The 17,901-nt window shown below is 65.0% G+C and carries 16 protein-coding genes; 7 read left to right on the top strand and 9 right to left on the bottom strand.

Features of this window, described 5'->3' with window-relative positions; genetic code table 11:
* Positions 1-8: 8 nt before the first annotated feature.
* Positions 9-416: an RNA-binding S4 domain-containing protein gene (locus tag QFZ91_RS12585; RefSeq protein WP_176109499.1), complete on the top strand. Its 408-nt coding sequence runs from the start codon at positions 9-11 to the stop codon at positions 414-416.
* On the opposite strand, the gene QFZ91_RS12580 is transcribed toward QFZ91_RS12585, so the two are convergent.
* Positions 388-549 (bottom strand): hypothetical protein, encoded by a 162-nt coding sequence (locus QFZ91_RS12580; protein WP_176109498.1) that lies wholly within the window; start codon positions 547-549, stop codon positions 388-390. The two genes, QFZ91_RS12585 and QFZ91_RS12580, sit on opposite strands and share 29 nt — an antisense overlap.
* A gap of 363 nt (positions 550-912) precedes the next feature.
* Here QFZ91_RS12580 and grpE point away from each other — a divergent pair, with 363 nt between their 5' ends.
* The 4 genes from grpE to pabB all read left to right on the top strand — a co-directional run bounded on the left by grpE (position 913) and on the right by pabB (position 7,101).
* Entirely contained in the window at positions 913-1,500 is a 588-nt protein-coding gene (gene grpE / locus QFZ91_RS12575) for a nucleotide exchange factor GrpE (RefSeq protein ID WP_176122491.1), read from the top strand.
* Positions 1,501-1,832: 332 nt separating this feature from the next.
* Complete coding sequence (gene dnaK, locus QFZ91_RS12570; RefSeq protein WP_176379033.1) at positions 1,833-3,788, top strand: molecular chaperone DnaK; 1,956 nt, start codon at positions 1,833-1,835, stop codon at positions 3,786-3,788.
* A gap of 268 nt (positions 3,789-4,056) precedes the next feature.
* Positions 4,057-5,196 carry a molecular chaperone DnaJ gene (dnaJ, locus tag QFZ91_RS12565; protein ID WP_368594679.1) on the top strand — a complete coding sequence of 380 codons (1,140 nt, stop codon included), beginning with the start codon at positions 4,057-4,059 and terminating at the stop codon, positions 5,194-5,196.
* An 18-nt stretch (positions 5,197-5,214) separates the two neighbouring features.
* Complete coding sequence (gene pabB / locus QFZ91_RS12560; RefSeq protein WP_429567430.1) at positions 5,215-7,101, top strand: aminodeoxychorismate synthase component I; 1,887 nt, start codon at positions 5,215-5,217, stop codon at positions 7,099-7,101.
* A 48-nt stretch (positions 7,102-7,149) separates the two neighbouring features.
* On the opposite strand, the gene panB is transcribed toward pabB, so the two are convergent.
* Genes panB through hda form a run of 6 tightly spaced genes read right to left on the bottom strand, consistent with a single transcriptional unit; the run spans position 7,150 to position 12,312 of the window.
* Positions 7,150-7,965: a 3-methyl-2-oxobutanoate hydroxymethyltransferase gene (gene panB / locus QFZ91_RS12555; protein ID WP_429567429.1), complete on the bottom strand. Its 816-nt coding sequence runs from the start codon at positions 7,963-7,965 to the stop codon at positions 7,150-7,152.
* Between the two features lie 37 nt (positions 7,966-8,002).
* Positions 8,003-8,683, bottom strand: coding sequence for a deoxynucleoside kinase (locus QFZ91_RS12550; protein WP_429567428.1), 681 nt, complete (start codon positions 8,681-8,683; stop codon positions 8,003-8,005).
* Positions 8,680-9,222: a 2-amino-4-hydroxy-6-hydroxymethyldihydropteridine diphosphokinase gene (folK, locus tag QFZ91_RS12545; RefSeq protein ID WP_176379036.1), complete on the bottom strand. Its 543-nt coding sequence runs from the start codon at positions 9,220-9,222 to the stop codon at positions 8,680-8,682. Before folK ends, QFZ91_RS12550 begins: the two co-directional genes overlap by 4 nt.
* 51 nt (positions 9,223-9,273) lie before the next feature.
* Complete coding sequence (pcnB, locus tag QFZ91_RS12540) at positions 9,274-10,884, bottom strand: polynucleotide adenylyltransferase PcnB (RefSeq protein WP_368715329.1); 1,611 nt, start codon at positions 10,882-10,884, stop codon at positions 9,274-9,276.
* On the bottom strand, positions 10,881-11,567 hold the full coding sequence (locus QFZ91_RS12535) for an HAD family hydrolase (RefSeq protein WP_429567427.1): 687 nt from the start codon (positions 11,565-11,567) through the stop codon (positions 10,881-10,883). Before QFZ91_RS12535 ends, pcnB begins: the two co-directional genes overlap by 4 nt.
* A complete protein-coding gene (gene hda / locus QFZ91_RS12530) occupies positions 11,560-12,312 on the bottom strand; it encodes a DnaA regulatory inactivator Hda (protein WP_176122499.1) in 753 nt (250 codons plus the stop codon). Before hda ends, QFZ91_RS12535 begins: the two co-directional genes overlap by 8 nt.
* Before the next feature lie 277 nt (positions 12,313-12,589).
* On the opposite strand from hda, the gene purM reads away from it, so the two are divergent.
* The gene (gene purM, locus QFZ91_RS12525) at positions 12,590-13,657 is read left to right on the top strand and encodes a phosphoribosylformylglycinamidine cyclo-ligase (RefSeq protein WP_429436807.1); all 1,068 of its coding nucleotides are present in this window, start codon (positions 12,590-12,592) and stop codon (positions 13,655-13,657) included.
* 130 nt (positions 13,658-13,787) lie between these two features.
* Here purM and miaA read toward each other — a convergent pair whose 3' ends face one another.
* Positions 13,788-14,771, bottom strand: a complete 984-nt coding sequence (miaA, locus tag QFZ91_RS12520; protein WP_429567426.1) for a tRNA (adenosine(37)-N6)-dimethylallyltransferase MiaA — start codon at positions 14,769-14,771, stop codon at positions 13,788-13,790.
* Between the two features lie 46 nt (positions 14,772-14,817).
* A complete protein-coding gene (mutL, locus tag QFZ91_RS12515; RefSeq protein ID WP_429567425.1) occupies positions 14,818-16,929 on the bottom strand; it encodes a DNA mismatch repair endonuclease MutL in 2,112 nt (703 codons plus the stop codon).
* Positions 16,930-17,123: 194 nt separating this feature from the next.
* Between mutL and QFZ91_RS12510 the strand changes: the two genes are divergently transcribed.
* A complete protein-coding gene (locus QFZ91_RS12510; protein WP_176122503.1) occupies positions 17,124-17,795 on the top strand; it encodes a VTT domain-containing protein in 672 nt (223 codons plus the stop codon).
* The last annotated feature ends 106 nt before the right edge of the window (positions 17,796-17,901 follow it).

Here is a 17,901-nt window from a genome sequence, read left to right as displayed (position 1 = left end):
ATACGCAGATGAACTACCGCATTTCAACCGAACCGGGCGCGAAACTGCGCATCGACAAATGGCTGTGGGCCGCGCGCTTCTTCAAGACGCGTTCGCTGGCCGCGGATGCGGTCGACAAGGGGCGGGTGCGCATCGGCGGCGCGGCCGTGAAGCCGGCCAAGGACGTGCGTGTCGGCGATCTGGTCGAAATCGAGATCGAGCGCTACGTGTGGCAGGTCGAGGTGCTGGGCGTGTGCGACGTGCGCGGCCCGGCGAGCGTGGCGCAGACGCTTTACGTTGAAACCGCGCAGAGCAAGGAGAAGCGGCAGGTCGAGCAGGAACGGCGCAAGGTGTATCACGAGCCGGCCGCCGCGCTGCACGGGCGACCGACGAAACGCGACCGGCGCACTATCGACAGATTTTCGGGTGGGAACTAAAAAACTGCTCGACCGTGGCGTGTGCGCCACCGTACTCGGTGGTGTGGTCGTTAACCGCGCCGGACATGCAGATGGTCGTGGTGCCCGCGATCAGTACCAGTGCGACCACCCCGATTGCAACGGTCAGTTTCACGGTACTCCCCTCGATGGGCTGAAACGGGCTATCGGAACGACTGTCAGGTGTCGGTAAGGCTTACGTCAAATTAGGGTTAACGTGCGTTGCCGCTCCATGACTGGAGAATAGGTCAGTTGCGGGCTGCACTCAATCCCTATCTGATTGCGCCAAGTGAATGCCTGTTACGGCGCATTTCGCCTGCACGACGGTGGTGCGAAAAAACCTCGGAGCCGCTTGAAACGGCTATTTCAGGCCCCATCTGGGGTCCGGTCTGGCGGATCGGCGCGAAGACACCTGTCGCGATTTTGCAAAGCACGAATCGTACTGTGTCGGAACGGCTTTTTCCGTCTTTGCTTTTACTTTTTAACGACTTTCAGCGACATGGAAAACACGCAAGAGAACCCGACGAGCCAGAATCCCACGCCCGCCGACGAAGCCGCGCGCCAGGCCGCCGAGGCGGCTGAGGCCGCCACTCAACAGCAGGACACCGGCGCCACCACTGAATCCGCCCAGGCTGCCGCCGAGCAGGCGCTGGCCGACGCTCAGGCGAAGATCGCCGAGTTGCAGGAAGACTTCCTGCGCGCGAAGGCCGAAACCGAAAACGTGCGCCGTCGCGCTCAGGAAGACGTCGCCAAGGCGCACAAGTTTGCGATCGAGAACTTCGCCGAGCATCTGCTGCCGGTCGTCGACAGCCTCGAGGCGGCCGTCGCCCATTCGTCCGACGACCTGCAGAAGGTCCGCGAAGGCGTCGAGCTCACGCTGCGCCAGTTGAGCGGCGCGCTCGAGAAGGGCCGAGTCGTGGCCATCAACCCGGTCGGCGAGAAGTTCGACCCGCATCGCCATCAGGCCATTTCGATGGTGCCGGCCGACCAGGAACCGAACACCGTCGTCGCGGTGCTGCAAAAGGGCTTCGTGATCGCGGACCGCGTGCTGCGTCCCGCGCTCGTGACCGTCGCCGCGCCGAAGTAAGCACGTCGAAGCGCAGCCCGTGCGTCCGCGCCGGCGGCGTCTGCCTCGTCGCTTCGCATCGCCGCGCGCCGCAAAACATCCAGTCGATTCAGGCACTTCCGGCGAACCCCGCCGGGGGCGCCGTGCAAGCTGGCGGAGCGGGCTCGCAGCAAGGATTCACGAGGCCGCCCCGTGATTGAAAAAAATTAAAGACCGCATCGCGATAGAGGTCTTGAAAACGATGTGGCCGCACTTATTTTGAGTGCAGGTAGGAATTGAGAGCGGATCGTCCCGCCGCCAGATGGGCCAACCGGGCGCTTTCCGCAGCGATCAAAGTCAGGAGATTTGTAAAAATGGGCAAAATCATCGGCATCGACCTCGGCACGACCAACTCGTGCGTGGCGATCATGGAAGGCAACTCGGTCAAGGTCATCGAGAACTCGGAAGGCGCGCGCACCACGCCGTCGATCATCGCTTACATGGAAGACAGCGAGATCCTGGTCGGCGCGCCGGCCAAGCGTCAGTCGGTCACGAACCCGAAGAACACGCTGTTCGCGGTCAAGCGCCTGATCGGTCGCCGCTTCGAAGAGAAGGAAGTGCAGAAGGACATCGGCCTGATGCCCTACAAGATCATCAAGGCCGACAACGGTGACGCATGGATCGAAGTGCGCGACCAGAAGCTCGCGCCGCCGCAAATCTCGGCCGAAGTGCTGCGCAAGATGAAGAAGACCGCTGAGGACTACCTCGGCGAGACCGTCACGGAAGCCGTGATCACGGTGCCGGCGTACTTCAACGACAGCCAGCGTCAGGCGACCAAAGATGCAGGCCGCATCGCCGGTCTGGAAGTGAAGCGGATCATCAACGAACCGACCGCAGCAGCATTGGCATTCGGTCTGGACAAGGCTGAAAAGGGCGACCGCAAGATCGCCGTGTTCGACCTCGGCGGCGGCACGTTCGACATCTCGATCATCGAAATCGCAGACGTCGACGGTGAAATGCAGTTCGAAGTGCTGTCCACGAACGGCGATACGTTCCTCGGCGGTGAAGACTTCGACCAGCGCATCATCGACTACATCATCGGCGAGTTCAAGAAGGAACAGGGCGTCGATCTGTCGAAAGACGTGCTCGCGCTGCAGCGCCTGAAGGAATCGGCTGAAAAGGCCAAGATCGAGCTGTCGTCGAGCCAGCAGACCGAAATCAACCTGCCGTACATCACGGCCGACGCGTCGGGTCCGAAGCACTTGAACCTGAAAATTACGCGTGCGAAGTTGGAAGCGCTGGTTGAAGAACTGATCGAGCGCACCATCGAGCCGTGCCGCGTGGCCATCAAGGACGCAGGCGTGAAAGTCGGCGAAATCGACGACGTGATCCTGGTCGGCGGTATGACCCGTATGCCGAAGGTGCAGGAAAAGGTGAAAGAGTTCTTCGGCAAGGACCCGCGCCGTGACGTGAACCCGGACGAAGCCGTGGCCGTTGGTGCCGCGATCCAGGGCCAGGTGCTGTCGGGCGACCGCAAGGACGTGCTGCTGCTCGACGTGACCCCGCTGTCGCTCGGCATCGAAACGCTCGGCGGCGTGATGACGAAGATGATCAACAAGAACACCACGATCCCGACCAAGCACGCACAGGTCTACTCGACGGCTGACGACAATCAAAGCGCCGTGACGATCAAGGTGTTCCAGGGTGAACGCGAAATGGCAGCGGGCAACAAGCTGCTCGGCGAGTTCAACCTCGAAGGCATTCCGCCCGCACCGCGCGGCGTGCCGCAGATCGAAGTGAGCTTCGACATCGACGCGAACGGCATCCTGCACGTCGGCGCGAAAGATAAGGCGACCGGCAAGGAAAACCGCATCACGATCAAGGCGAACTCGGGTCTGTCCGAAGCCGAAATCGAGAAGATGGTGAAGGATGCGGAAGCGAACGCTGAAGAAGATCACAAGCTGCGTGAGTTGGCCGACGCCCGCAACCAGGGTGACGCACTCGTCCATAGCACGAAGAAGGCGCTGACCGAGTACGGCGACAAGCTCGAAGCGGGTGAGAAGGACAAGATCGAAGCCGCGTTGAAGGAACTCGAAGACACGCTGAAGAGCAGCTCGAGCGACAAGGCCGCGATCGAAGCGAAGATCGAAGCGGTGGCCACGGCCTCGCAGAAGATGGGCGAGAAGATGTACGCCGACATGCAGGCTGCGCAAGGTGCCGAAGCGGCAGCGGGCGCGGCGGGCGGTGCGGGTGCCGGTGCATCGGCGGGCGCGAGCCAGCAGGCCGACGACGTGGTCGACGCTGAGTTCAAGGAAGTGAAGAAGGACTAAAGCCAGGTCGGCATCCGACCGTAAAGCCGTGCACAGCGATGTGCGCGGCCCGGCTGCACGAGATCGGCGCCCTTTGGGCGCCTTGAGTGCAAGAGCGGTTTTTCGCGCCTGGCGAGCCTTTTGGGCTCTCCGGGCACGTTCGTTTTATGGAGGGCGTTGTTTTGAACCGTGTCGAGACGCGGCGCAGACAGCGGCCGGACGAGTCGTAAGACTCCACAGCATTCACAAGGAGCTACCGCGTCGCTTTGCGCGGCGGCGTTGAACCGATATGGCGAAACGGGATTACTACGAGGTTCTGGGCCTCGCAAAGAACGCGAGCGACGACGAAATCAAGAAGGCTTATCGCAAGCTCGCGATGAAGCACCACCCCGACCGCAATCCGGGCAACAAGGATGCGGAAGAGCATTTCAAGGAGGTGAAGGAAGCCTATGAAATGCTGTCGGATTCGCAAAAGCGCGCCGCGTACGATCAGTACGGTCACGCGGGCGTCGATCCGAACATGGGTGGCGCTGGTGCGCAAGGTTTCGGCGGCTTTGCCGATGCATTCGGCGACATCTTCGGCGACATCTTCGGCCAGGCGGCCGGCGCCGGCGCACGCGGAGGCGGCCGCGCGGGCCCGCAGGTGTATCGCGGCGCGGATCTGCGCTACAGCATGGAAATCACGCTCGAGCAGGCCGCACACGGCTACGACACGCAGATCCGCGTGCCGAGCTGGGTTTCGTGCGAAGTCTGTCATGGCTCGGGCGCGAAGCCGGGCACCAAGCCGGAAACCTGCCCGACCTGTAGCGGCTCGGGTTCGGTGCGCATGTCGCAGGGCTTCTTCAGCATCCAGCAGACTTGCCCGAAGTGCCACGGCAGCGGCACCTACATCCCCGACCCGTGCAATCACTGCCACGGCGCGGGCAAGGTGAAGGAAACCAAGACACTCGAAGTGAAGATCCCGGCCGGTATCGACGACGGCATGCGCATCCGCTCGGCCGGCAATGGCGAGCCGGGCATCAACGGCGGACCGTCGGGCGATCTCTACGTCGAGATTCATATCAAGCAGCACTCGGTGTTCGAGCGCGACGGCGACGATCTGCATTGCCAGATGCCGATCCCGTTCACCACCGCGGCGCTTGGCGGCGATATCGAAGTGCCGACGCTGGCCGGTCGCGCAACTTTCACCGTGCCGGAAGGCACGCAGTCGGGCAAGACGTTCCGTTTGCGCGGCAAGGGCATCAAGGGGCTGCGTTCGAGCATCGCCGGTGATCTCTACGTGCATGTGCAGGTCGAAACGCCGGTCAAGCTCACCGAAGCGCAGCGCGACCTGCTCAAGCAGTTCGAAAAGGCGCTCGTGGAAGGCGGTGCGCGGCATAGTCCGCAGAGCAAGAGCTGGTTCGATCGGGTGAAGAGCTTTTTCGATTGATCTGATTTGGCGGTCAGGATGACGGTGGACAGGCGCGGCGCGGTGTTCGCGCTGCTTGACGATTGCGGTGCAACGGCGGCGCGTCCGTCGAGCCGCTTGTACACGGGTTTCGTGCGCGAGCGGGTCTGCACCGAGGCGGCGCAGCTCGAAGCGGTGTGCGACAGCGTCGCGGCCGATACCCGCAACGGCCTGCACGCCGTCGTGCTGGCCGACTATGAATTTGGTCGTGGGCTCGTCGGTATCGACAAGCTTCGGTCCACTGAAACGCAGCGTGGCAATGCCACGCTGCGTTTTTTATTGTTCGAACGCTGTGCGAAGCTTGCGCGCGACGAGGTCGACGCGTGGCTGATGACGCGGGACAACGGTGCTCCGGAGCCGTCGGTCGCGGGTACGGCGAACGTGCGCGAGAGCGTCGATCGCGCCGAATTCGATGCGTCGATCGACGCGATTCACGCTGCGCTGCGCGCGGGCGATTCCTATCAGGTCAACTACACGTACCGCCTCGGCTTCGACGTGTTCGGTTCGCCGCTTGCGTTCTATCGGCGTTTGCGCGCGCGCCAGCCGGTGTCGTTCGGCGCGCTGATCGCGTTGCCCGACGATGCGTGGGTGCTGTCGTGTTCGCCCGAATTGTTCGTCGAGAAGCACGGCCCGACGTTGCGCGCGCGGCCGATGAAGGGCACGGCGCCGCGCTCGCAAGATCCCGCCATCGACCGCGGCAACGCCGAGTTCCTCGCCACCGATCTGAAGAACCGCGCCGAGAACGTGATGATCGTCGATCTACTGCGCAACGATCTGTCGCGGGTTGCGCGGATCGGTTCGGTCAATGTGCCGGCGCTGTTTTCGGTCGAGCCGTACGCGTCGGTGTGGCAGATGACGTCGACAGTGGAGGCGACGTTGCTCGACGGCACCTCGTTCGCGACGATCCTGCGCGCGCTCTTTCCCTGCGGTTCGATTACCGGTGCGCCGAAGCATCGCACGATGCAGCTGATCGACGAACTGGAAAGCACGCCGCGCGGACTTTATACCGGCGCGATCGGCTGGCTCGATGCGCCGGACGATGATGAGGATTGCGGCGACTTCTGCATGTCGGTCGCGATCCGCACGCTGACATTGACCGCGTCGACGGCGCAAGCGGGCGGCACGGACGGTCTGCGCGGCAGCATGGGCATCGGCGCGGGCATCGTGCTCGACAGCGTGGCCGCCGACGAGCACGAGGAGTGTCGATTGAAAGCACGTTTTGTGACCGGCGCCGAGCCCGGCTTCGAACTGTTCGAAACGATGTACGCAACGCGGGAAGACGGCGTGCGGCATGTCGAGCGGCATTTGCGTCGCTTGTCGTCGAGCGCCGCGACCCTTGGCTTCGGGTTCGACGAAGCGCGCATTCGCGAGGAGATTTCAGCGCGGTGCGCCACGCTGCCGGCGCAGACGCCGCATCGTATGCGGCTTGCGTTGAGCAAAAGCGGTGTGACGCAGATCACCGCCGCGATACTTACGCCGTTGGCCGATGCGGTCGTGGGGGTTCTGCTCGGCCCCGAAGCGCAGTTCGCGCCGACCCAGGCCGCCGATCCGCTGCTGCGCCACAAGACCACGCGCCGCGCCGACTACGACCGCGGCTGGCGCGAAGCCGAGGCGAAGGGCGCCTTCGATACGCTGTTCTTCAACGAACGGGGCGAACTGACCGAGGGCGGCAGATCGAACGTGTTCGTGAAGCTAGGGGGACGATGGTGGACTCCGCCGCTCGCGTCGGGCGTGCTGCCTGGCGTGATGCGAAGCGTATTGCTCGCCGGGGCCTCGGACCTGCAGGCGGGTGAAAAAGTGCTGACGCAGCAGGACGTGCTGAACGCTGAAGCGCTGCTCGTGTGCAACGCGCTGCGCGGCGCGATACCCGCACGGGTTGTCAGTTAGAGCACTGAAACAAACGGGAATGCCGCGCGCCCGCGCGGCAAACATACATCAGAACGTGTGCTCGGCGCCTGGGAACGTGCCGTCCTTCACCGCCCGCACATACGCCTCGACGGCCGCCTGAATGTTCGGCTGTCCCTGCATGAAATCTTTCACGAAGCGCGGCCGCTTGCCGGGGAAAATCCCGAGCATGTCGTGCAGCACGAGCACCTGACCCGAGCAGTCGAGACCCGCGCCGATGCCGATCGTCGGAACGCGCAGTTGCCTCGTGACCTCGCCCGCGAGTTGACCCGGGATCGCTTCCATCAACAGTGATTGCGCGCCGGCGGTCTGCATCGCGAGTGAATCGCGCAGTAGCTGGCTCGCGCCCGCTTCGGTCTTGCCCTGCACCTTGAAGCCGCCGAATGCATGCACCGACTGCGGCGTCAGACCCACGTGCGCGCACACCGGAATCGAGCGCTCGACCAGAAACCGCACCGTATCCGCGAGCCATTCTCCGCCTTCGAGCTTGACCATCTGCGCGCCCGCGCGCATCAGTTCGACCGAACTCCTGAACGCGTCTTCGCGCGTGCCGTACGTGCCGAACGGCAGGTCCGCCATGATCAGCGCCGACGGCCGCGCGCGCGAGACGCTCGCCGTGTGATACGCGATGTCCGCCAGCGTCACGGGCAGCGTGGTCGCCTGGCCTTGCAGCACATTGCCGAGCGAGTCGCCGATCAGCAGCACGTCGACGCCCGCGCGATCGAGCAGCGCGGCGAAGCTCGCGTCGTAGCAGGTGAGCATCGCGATCCTTTCGCCGGCGTCGCGCATTGCCTGCAGTTTCGGCACGGTGATCGCGCTCCGGCTCGCTTCCTGCAAATAAGTCATGGTCAATCCAGTGAGAAAAATGAACTAGCCGCGCCGCTCACAGCGACGTGGCTTTGACAAAGAATTCCTTGCGGCCGCGCATCGTCTCGATGCGTTCGGCGAGCAGCGCAAGGTCCGCGTCGGAGTCGAGCGGATTCAGGTGTTCGGCGTTGACCGTCAGCACGGGCGTGCGGTCGTAGTGGTAGAAGAATTCGTTGTACGCGTCGCATAGCGCGCGCAGATACGCATCGGAAATCTGCAGCTCCATCGGCACCGCGCGCTTCTGGATGCGCGCGAACAGCACCTCGGGACTCGCCTGCAGATAAACGACGAAGTCCGGCTCCGGCGCGCTGACGTGGAGCCGCGCGGCAAGCGCGCGGTACAGCTGCCACTCGTCTTCCTGCAAGGTCAGACGCGCGAAGATGTCGTTTCGCTGCGTGATGAAGTCGGCGATCAGCGGTGTTCCGCTCGCCCGCGCGGCGCCCACTTCCTGCGCCTGCTGCGCGCGTTGCAGCGCGAAGTGCAACTGCACAGGCAGCGCATAGCGCGCGGTGTCGCGATAGAAGCGTTCAAGAAACGGATTGTCCTGCGGGCGCTCGAACAGTTCGTGCATCGACCAGCGTTGCGCGAGGCGCCGCGCGAGTGAGGTCTTGCCGACGCCGATCGGCCCCTCGATCGCGATATAGCCGAACGGCGGGCGCAGCTGCGGCGCGGTGACCGTGAGCGGCGGCGAACTCATTCGCAGCGGCCCTTCTCGGCGGAATTACCGGTGAGTGCATTGAGCATCGGACACTGGCAGGGGCCCTTCACCTTCTCGATGCGCTGATCGCTGACGCTATCGAGCAGCGCGGCGGCCCGGCCATGTTGCGGAATCACGATCGCCGCGTCGATCTCGACCAGCGGCACCAGCGCAAACGCGCGCTCGACGAGGCGTGGATGCGGCACGATCAGATCGGCTTCGTCGATCGATTGATCGCCGTACAGCAGGATGTCGAGATCGAGCGTGCGCGGCGCATTGCGGAACGGCCGCTCACGGCCGAAATGATGCTCGATCTTGTGACACAGCGCGAGCAGATGCCGCACGGGGAGCGTCGTCTCCAGCTTCACGACGCAATTGAAATAGTCGTCGCCGCCCGCGTCGATCGGGGCGGTGCGATATAGGCTCGATTTGGCGAGCACGGTGATGGTGTGCTGTTGTGCGAGGCACACCACCGCGTCTTTCAGGGTCTGGCGCGCGTCCCCGAGATTCGCGCCGAGGCCAAGATAAGCAACCGTCATGGCATAACTTCCTGCAGCTATCGTTTCGACGGCTCTTCCGCGAACGCCGCGTCAGTCTTCGTGCGAGCCTTCGCGGCTCGCGTCGTTGTCCGTGCGTTCGGCGGACGAGCCGTCCTCCACCCCGTCACCTGATTTGCGGTTTCTGGCGCCACCGCGCCGCCGTCGTTTTCTGGGGCTCCGGTCCTTCCCGCCTTGCGTGAGCAATGCCTCGCGCGCGGCGGCGTCTCCTTCGATGAACTCCGTCCACCACGTACCGACCGACTCGTCGAGTTCGCCCGATGCGCAGCGCAACAGGAGGAAATCATACCCCGCTCTAAATCTTTGGTGTTCCAGCAGCTTCAGCGCGCTGCGGCCCGAGCGCTTTTCGAGGCGCAGCTGCAGACCCCAGATCTCGCGCATGTCGGCCGAGAAGCGCTTGTGGATCGCGAGCTTTTCGGTCTGCATGTCGAGCACTTCGTCCATCGCGCGATGCAGCGCGGGCACCGGATACTCGCCTTCGGCCTCGAACTTCTGCCAGCGCTGCTGCACGTCGTGCCACAACAGCGTCGCGAACAGGAAGCCCGGCGACACCGGTTTGCCGGCGAGCACGCGTGCATCTGTATTAGAGAGTGCCAGAGAAATGAATTTCTCGCCGGTCGGCTGCTCGAGCACCACGTCGAGCAGCGGCAGTAGCCCGTGATGCAGGCCTTCCTGGCGCAGCCGCTTCAGGCACGCGAGCGCGTGACCCGACAGCATCAGCTTCAGCATTTCGTCGAACAGACGCGCGGCGGGCACGTTGTTGATCAGATCGGCCATCTTCTCGATCGGCGCGCGCGTGGCGTCGTCGATGTCGAAGTCGAGCTTGGCAGCGAAGCGGACGACGCGCAGCATGCGCACCGGGTCCTCGCGATAGCGCGTGGCCGGGTCGCCGATCATGCGCAGCAGGCGCGTGCGCATGTCGGCCATGCCGTTATGGTAATCCAGCACGGTTTGCGTGGCCGGATCGTAGTACATCGCGTTGATCGTGAAGTCGCGGCGCGTGGCGTCCTCGTGCTGCTCGCCCCACACGTTGTCGCGCAGCACGCGGCCGCTCGCGTCGACCGCGTGGGTGCGGCGGTCGAGCTCGTCGCGCTTCAGACGCTTCGGCGGCGGCGCGTCGGCCGCGGGCGGATCGACCAGCGCGCGGAACGTCGAGGTCTCGATGATTTCCTGGCCGAACTGGACGTGCACGATCTGGAAGCGCCGGCCGATGATGCGCGCGCGGCGGAACAGCTTCTGCACCTGTTCGGGCGTCGCGTCGGTCGCGACGTCGAAGTCTTTCGGCTTCACGCCGAGCAGCAGGTCGCGCACCGCGCCGCCGACGATGAACGCGCGAAAGCCCGCCTGTTGCAGGCCCTCGGTCACGCGGATCGCGTTGCGCGAGATCAGCGTGGGGTCGATGCCATGCACGTCGTGCGGAATGATGACGGGGACGTCCGGTTCGCGCGGCGCTTGTGCGGCGGCAGCGGCGGTGGATTTGCGACGCGGCCGCGCGGCCGCGCCGGATACGGTCGTGCCGGAAGCGGACTTGCCGCGCGCCGGCGGCTTGTCATTGGCGTTGCCGTCGACGCTGGCGGCGGAGAGCGTGTCGTCAGCGCTCGCCGCGTCCTGGCCGAATAGCTTGCGGATGAGTTTCTTGATCACGAGGGTTGGAAGAGTTCGAGGATGCGCCAGCCTTTGGCCTGCGCATGGGCGCGCAACGTGTCGTCCGGATTGGTCGCGATGGGATCGGTGACTTTTTCGAGCAGCGGGATGTCGTTGTGCGAATCGCTATAGAAATAGCTGTGCTCGAAGTCGCTCCACGTCTTGCCGAGCGACGCGAGCCACATTTCGGTGCGCACGATCTTGCCTTCCTTGTAGCTCGGCGTGCCGGTCGGACGGCCGGTGTAGGCGCCGTGCGGATGGCCGCCGACGGTCTCCGCCTCGCACGCGATCAGCGTGTCGACGCCGAACGCCTGGGCGATGGGACGCGTGATGAATTCGTTGGTCGCAGTGACGACGCAGCACAGGTCGCCCGCTTCGCGATGCTGCTTCACGAGCTCGATCGCCACCGGCTGGATGGCCGGCGTGATGACCTCGTGCATGTACTGCGCGTGAAAGTCCGCAAGCTGCGCGCGCGTGTACTTCGCGAGCGGCGTCAGCATTGCGATCAGATAAGCGTGAATGTCGAGCTTGCCGGCCTTGTAGTCGGCGTAGAAGCGGTCGTTTTCACGGGCGAAATTTTCGGCGTCGACCATGCCTTTTTTCACCATGAAGCGGCCCCATTCGTGGTCGCTGTCGGTGGGAATGAGCGTGTGATCGAGATCGAAGAGTGCAAGGTTAGCCATGGGGGCCCATTTTACTTGAAGCCGGAAGAACGGCGTGTGAACCCGGCGCGGTGGCGGGATCGGGCGACGCCAGCATCGTGCGCAACAGCGGCAGCGTGACCGCGCGTTTCTGTTCGAGCGAGAAGCGGTCGAGCGCATCGAGCAGCGCCATCAGGCTCGGCATGTCGCGGCGAAAGTGCGTGAGCAGATAGGCCGGCACGTCGTCGGCGAGCATGATGCCGCGCTCGCGCGCCGCGCGTTTCAACACCGCGGCCTTCGCGTCGTCGGGCAGCGGCGCGAGGTGAAACACGAGACCCCAGCCGAGCCGCGTGCGCAAATCCTCGCGCACCGTCATGCCGATCGGCGCCGCGTTGCCCGCGGCGACGAGCGCGCTGGTCGGATGCGCCCGCACTTCGTTGAACAGATTGAACACGGCGATCTGCTGCGCGGCCGACAGTGCGTCGCAGTCGTCGATCGCATAGAGCGCGACGCGCGGATCGAAGCCGAAGGCGGCGAGGCTGCTTTGCGGACCGGCGAAGCGCGCGTGTCCGGGCGGCGCTTCGTGCACGAGCGCCTGCAGCAGATGCGTGCGGCCGCTGCCGGCTTCGCCCCAGATGTAGAAGGTGCGATCGGCGACCGGTCCGGAGGCGAGCGCGTCGTCGAGCTCACGCAGGCGCGTGACCAGCTCGGCGTTCGCGCCGGCGAAGAAATTGTCGAATGTCGATGGCGGCGGGGTGCCGAGATCGAGCGTCAGTTGACGAAGCACAGTAGGTTAATGCCGAAAATGAGGCTCGGGCCGCGAGTGGCCCGGACCGCGGGGCCTGGAACGTTGCCAGGCGCTCAGTTGTCGTGAAGCGTGCTCGCCGGGTCGTGAGGCCGCGGGTCGCGAAGCGCGACGGACGGAAATGCGCGGGGCGGCGGCGCCGGAACCGGGGTATCGTGTTGCAAAGGTTGTTTCCAGGATCTCGTCGGAACGCGCGAATTCCAGCCACGCGGCCAGCATCGGGTAAAATCGCATTTTACCGACCTTCTTGCTCTTCCCCATGAATCAACCGAAATCCGCCCAGCCTTCACCCGATTCGGCCCAAGGTTTGTCGTATCGCGACGCCGGCGTGGACATCGATGCGGGCGATGCCCTCGTCGACGCGATCAAGCCCTTTGCCAAGAAGACCCTGCGCGACGGCGTGCTGGGCGGCATCGGTGGATTCGGCGCGCTGTTCGAAGTGCCGAAGAAGTACAAGGAACCGGTGCTCGTGTCCGGCACCGACGGCGTCGGCACCAAGCTGCGTCTCGCGTTCCAGCTGAACAAGCACGACACGGTCGGCCAGGATCTGGTCGCGATGAGCGTCAACGACATCCTCGTGCAGGGCGCCGAGCCGCTGTTCTTCCTCGACTATTTCGCCTGCGGCAAGCTCGACGTCGGCACGGCGGCGACCGTCGTGAAGGGCATCGCGCAGGGCTGCGAGCTGTCGGGCTGCGCACTGATCGGCGGCGAAACCGCGGAAATGCCGGGCATGTATCCGGACGGCGAATACGATCTGGCCGGTTTCGCGGTCGGCGCGGTGGAAAAGAGCAAGATCATCGACGGCAGCAAGATCGCTCCGGGCGACGTGGTGCTCGGGCTCGCGTCGAGCGGCATCCATTCGAACGGCTTTTCGCTGGTGCGCAAGATCATCGAGCGCGCCAATCCCGATCTGAACGCGGACTTCGACGGCCGCCCGCTCGCCGACGCGCTGATGGCGCCGACGCGCATCTACGTGAAGCCGCTGCTCGCGTTAATGCAGCAGCTCGAGGTGAAGGGCATGGCGCACATCACCGGCGGCGGATTGGTCGAGAACATTCCGCGCGTGCTGCGCGAGGGTCTCACGGCCGAGCTAGATCATCGCGCGTGGCCGCTGCCGCCGCTGTTCTCGTGGCTGCAGAAGCACGGCGGCGTCGCCGATGCGGAAATGCACCGCGTGTTCAACTGCGGTATCGGTATGGCGGTGATCGTGTCGGCCGCGGATGCTCAGGCGGCGATCGGTCTGCTGTCCGCGGCGGGCGAGCAGGTCTGGAAGATCGGCACGGTCCGTGAAAGCGCGGCGGGTGAAGCGCAGACGGTCGTGGTCTAACGATTGACGAGGGTTCGCGTGGCGTGCCGCAACGGCGCGCCGCGCGGGCTTCAAATCCATTGCTTCACATTTCCCGCTTTGAATCCCCGCTTCAAATCCCCGCTTCAAATCCCCGCTTTAGGTCCCCGCTTTAGGTCCCTCTAATTCCCTCACTTCGATCGGCGTCTCCAACCAGCGTCTCGATCAACTCCACCACCCGCGCCGTCGCGTGCGGATCGCAGCAATCCACCACCTGTCTTTCCGGCATGCTGCGCAGCCACGTGAGCTGCCGCTTGCAGAGTTGCCGCGTCGCGAAGATGCCCTTGTCGCGCATGGTCCGATAATCGACCGCGCCATCGAGGTATTCCCACACCTGCCGATAGCCGACGCAGCGCATCGACGACATCTCTGGCAGCAGGTCGCCGCGCGCGCGCAGCTTGACCACTTCATCGACGAAACCGTGCGCGAGCATCGCATCGAAGCGCTGCTCGATGCGCACGTGCAGCAAGCCACGCTCGGACGGCTCCAGCGCGACCGGCACGAAGCGCCATGCCGACGCGGCGTCGTCCGTGCGCGCGGGCGCGGCGAGCAGCGCCGACATCGGCTGGCCGGTCAGCATGAACACTTCCAGTGCGCGCTGGATGCGCTGCGAATCGTTCGGCGCGAGACGCGCGGCAGTGGCCGGATCGAGCGCGGCGAGCCGTGCGTGAAGCGCCGGCCAACCGTCGCGGGCGGCATCGGCGTCGAGCGTCGCGCGTAGTTCGGCATCGGCGCCGGGCAGGTCGTTGAGCCCCTGCGTGAGCGCCTTGTAGTACAGCATCGTGCCGCCGACCAGCAGCGGCAGCCGACCGCGCGCATGAATTTCACCGACGAGCCGCAGCGTGTCGGCGCGAAACTGCGCAGCCGAGTACGAGTCGGCCGGATCGACGATATCGATCAGATGATGCGGCGCGACCGCGCGTTCTTCCGCAGTCGGCTTCGCGGTGCCGATGTCCATCTCGCGATAGACGAGCGCCGAGTCGACGCTGATGATTTCGACCGGCCGCCGCGCGGCGAGCGCGAGCGCCGCGGCGGTCTTGCCGGACGCGGTCGGGCCGAGCAGGCACGGGATCAGGGTAGGGCGTGACGTCGTCATGGGCAAGCGGGCGCGCGGCGCGGGCGGTGTGATCGAACGCGGCGCGTTACTGGCCACGCATGAACAGCCGATCGAGATCGGCCAGCGTCAGCTGATACCAGGTCGGACGCCCGTGGTTGCACTGGTCGGCGCGCTCGGTCGCTTCCATCTGGCGCAACAGCGCGTTCATTTCGTCGAGCGTCAGACGCCGGTTCGCGCGCACCGCGTGATGGCACGCGAGCGTGCCGAGCAGTTCGTGCTGACGCTCGGTCAGCACGCGCGAGCCGCCGAACGCGTGCAGGTCGGACAGCACCGCGCGCGCGAGCGCTTGCAGATCCGCGTCCTTTAGCAACGCGGGGACCGCACGGATCGCGAGCGTGGTCGGCGACAGCACCGCGAGGTCGAAGCCGAGCGCATCGAGCGTATCGCGTTCTTCCTCGACCGTGCCGATTTCGACCGGATCGGCCTGCATCGTCTGCGGAATCAGCAGCGGCTGCACGGCGATCGCTCGGTCGGCGAGCGCGTTCTTGAACTGCTCGTACAGGATGCGCTCGTGCGCGGCATGCATGTCGACGATCACGAGCCCGTGGCGGTTCTGCGCAAGCACGTAGATGCCGTGGATCTGGCCGAGCGCGAAGCCGAGCGGCTGATCGTCGGTGGCGTCGAATGCGGGGGCAGCCGGGCGCGACGCGAACGGTGCCGCGTCGTATGGCGACGTCGTTTCGCTCGCCGAGTCGCGCGCTTCGAACAGCGACGCGCCTTCGACCCGGCCCGCGAGCGGGTCCTTGCGGCCGAACAGCGCGTCGTAACCGGCGAGCGGTTGCGCGACCGGCAGCGTGCCTTGCGTCATGCGCGCCTGGCGCATCCACGTGTTGCCGGGCTGCGAGGCCCCGAAGCTGCCGAAGCCGCCGCCGCCAAAGCTGCCACGGCTTCCGGCGGCGAAGCCCGCGCCGCTCGAAACACCGGCGCCCGCGCCGATGCCGTCGCCTGCGCCGCTTGCGCCGCTTGCGCCGCTTGCGCCGCCCAGCGGCGTTGAACCAAACGAAGCCGGTTCACCGGCCGACGGTTCCAGGTGCGCCGCATGCCCGCCAGCCGTCGTTTCCGGCGACGCGCCCGCGTGCCGCGCGAGCGCGCGCTGCACCGCATGGAACACGAACTGGTGAATCGAGCGCGAATCGCGGAAACGCACCTCGATTTTCGACGGATGCACGTTCACGTCGACGCCCTCGGGCGGCAGATCGAGGAACAGTACGTACGACGGATAACGCTCACCGTGCAGCACGTCTTCATACGCGGCGCGCACTGCGTGCGTGAGCAGCTTGTCCCGCACGAAGCGGCCGTTGACGAAGAAATACTGTTGATCGGCGCGGCCGCGGCTTGCGGTCGGCAGACCGGCGCAGCCGTAGATTGCGAGCGGACCGGCGGATTCGTCGAGTGGCAGATGGGCGGTCGCGAACGTGTCGCCGAGAATCTTCGCGACGCGCGCGGGCGGCTCGCTCGCGTTCCAGTGTTCGATGGCCTTGCCGTTGTGCAGCACCGAGATCGCCACGTCCGGCCGCGCGAGAGCGGCGCGGCGGATCTGTTCGAGACAGTGGCCGAGTTCGGTCTGTTCGCTCTTCAGGAATTTGCGGCGCGCGGGCGTGTTGAAGTACAGCTCGCGGACTTCGATCGTCGTGCCTTGCGTGCCGGCGGCGGGACTCAGCACGCCGGTTTCCGCATCGATGCGCACCGCGTGCGGCACGTCGGCGGTGCGGCTCGTGATGCTCATCTGCGCGACCGACGCAATCGACGCCAGCGCTTCGCCGCGGAACCCGAGCGTCGCGACCGCCTCGAGCTCGGCAAGCGAGCGGATCTTGCTGGTCGCATGGCGCGTCAGTGCGAGCACGAGTTCGTTCTCGGGGATGCCGCAGCCATCGTCGGTGATCGAGATGCGTTTGACGCCGCCTTCGTCGAGCAGGATGCGCAGCGTCTGCGCGCCCGCGTCGAGCGCATTCTCGATCAGCTCCTTGACCACCGACGCCGGCCGCTCGACCACTTCGCCGGCGGCGATCTGGCTGATCAGTTGATCGGGGAGCGGCTGGATCGCGCGCAGCGGACGCGGCGCGGGCGCCGCGCGGGAGCCGTCGGAGGGTGCGGCCGCGGCCGCGGTGCCCGCAGGCGTTTCGGAGAATTCGGACATGGCGAAATTATAGCGACTCCGCGTACGTCGCCCGTGCCGCTGCCCGACCCGCGGTTTTTTAATCGACCCGAGGCACTTTCTGTATCATGTCGCGGTCAATTCGCAGCGGTCGGCCCGCCGCTTGCTGCCCCTGTTATCGGGTCGCGCGACGGCCGTTTTTCCTCTACGCAATCATCGGTTTATAAGGACATTTCTTGGATACGTTGCTCCATTTCGCCAACCTTGTCCTACATATCGACAAGTTCCTCGGGGACTTCATCCAGGTGTATGGCACCTGGGTCTACGCGGTGCTATTCGCAATCGTGTTCGCAGAAACCGGACTCGTGGTTGTGCCGTTTCTGCCGGGCGACTCGCTGCTGTTCATCGGCGGCGCGTTCTGCGCGGCCGGGCAGATGCATCTCGGCCTCCTGATCCTGCTGCTGCTGGTGGCGGCGATCGGCGGCAATACGACCAACTATCTGATCGGCCGTGCGATTGGACCGCGCGTGTTCAATACGCATATTCCGGTGCTCGAGCGCTTTCTCGATCGCGCCGCGCTGCAGAAGACTCACGATTTCTATGAGAAACACGGCGGCAAGACGATCGTGCTCGCGCGTTTCATCCCGGTCGTGCGGACCTTTGCGCCGTTCGTCGCCGGTGCGTCGTCGATGACCTGGAGCCGCTTCCAGATGTTCAACGTCGTCGGCGCGCTGTCGTGGGTGCTCCTGCTCGTGCTGCTCGGCTATTTCTTCGGCAACATTCCGTTCATCCGTCAGTATCTGAACGTGATCGTGCTGGTCGGTATCGGCGCGGCAATTGTGCCGGTCGTGCTCGCCGCGTTGTGGAAGATGCTGCGCAAGAATGGCGCGAACGCGAGTACGCGTTGACGAGCTGTAGCCGGCTGTAGTTCGGACCTTGATGATCAGAAGGCGTCGCGAATCTCGCGACGCCTTTTTTCATGCCCCGGTGCCGGCGACCCGTGCCGGCTTCGCG

Origin of the sequence: Paraburkholderia sp. JPY419, assembly GCF_050435705.1 — a bacterium.
Taxonomy (GTDB): Bacteria; Pseudomonadota; Gammaproteobacteria; order Burkholderiales; family Burkholderiaceae; genus Paraburkholderia; species Paraburkholderia youngii.
The sequence above is the reverse complement of the archived record's forward strand: the minus strand, read 5'-3'. Positions and strand labels throughout refer to the sequence as shown.

Coding starts and splice junctions, on each gene's coding strand:
- panB (WP_429567429.1), bottom strand. CDS start 7,965: ATGACTTATTTGCAGGAAGCGAGCCGGAGCGCGATCACCGTGCCGAAA.
- dnaK (WP_176379033.1), top strand. CDS start 1,833: ATGGGCAAAATCATCGGCATCGACCTCGGCACGACCAACTCGTGCGTG.
- purM (WP_429436807.1), top strand. CDS start 12,590: ATGAATCAACCGAAATCCGCCCAGCCTTCACCCGATTCGGCCCAAGGT.
- grpE (WP_176122491.1), top strand. CDS start 913: ATGGAAAACACGCAAGAGAACCCGACGAGCCAGAATCCCACGCCCGCC.
- QFZ91_RS12550 (WP_429567428.1), bottom strand. CDS start 8,683: ATGAGTTCGCCGCCGCTCACGGTCACCGCGCCGCAGCTGCGCCCGCCG.
- dnaJ (WP_368594679.1), top strand. CDS start 4,057: ATGGCGAAACGGGATTACTACGAGGTTCTGGGCCTCGCAAAGAACGCG.
- folK (WP_176379036.1), bottom strand. CDS start 9,222: ATGACGGTTGCTTATCTTGGCCTCGGCGCGAATCTCGGGGACGCGCGC.
- pabB (WP_429567430.1), top strand. CDS start 5,215: ATGACGGTGGACAGGCGCGGCGCGGTGTTCGCGCTGCTTGACGATTGC.
- QFZ91_RS12585 (WP_176109499.1), top strand. CDS start 9: ATGAACTACCGCATTTCAACCGAACCGGGCGCGAAACTGCGCATCGAC.
- mutL (WP_429567425.1), bottom strand. CDS start 16,929: ATGTCCGAATTCTCCGAAACGCCTGCGGGCACCGCGGCCGCGGCCGCA.
- QFZ91_RS12535 (WP_429567427.1), bottom strand. CDS start 11,567: ATGGCTAACCTTGCACTCTTCGATCTCGATCACACGCTCATTCCCACC.
- miaA (WP_429567426.1), bottom strand. CDS start 14,771: ATGACGACGTCACGCCCTACCCTGATCCCGTGCCTGCTCGGCCCGACC.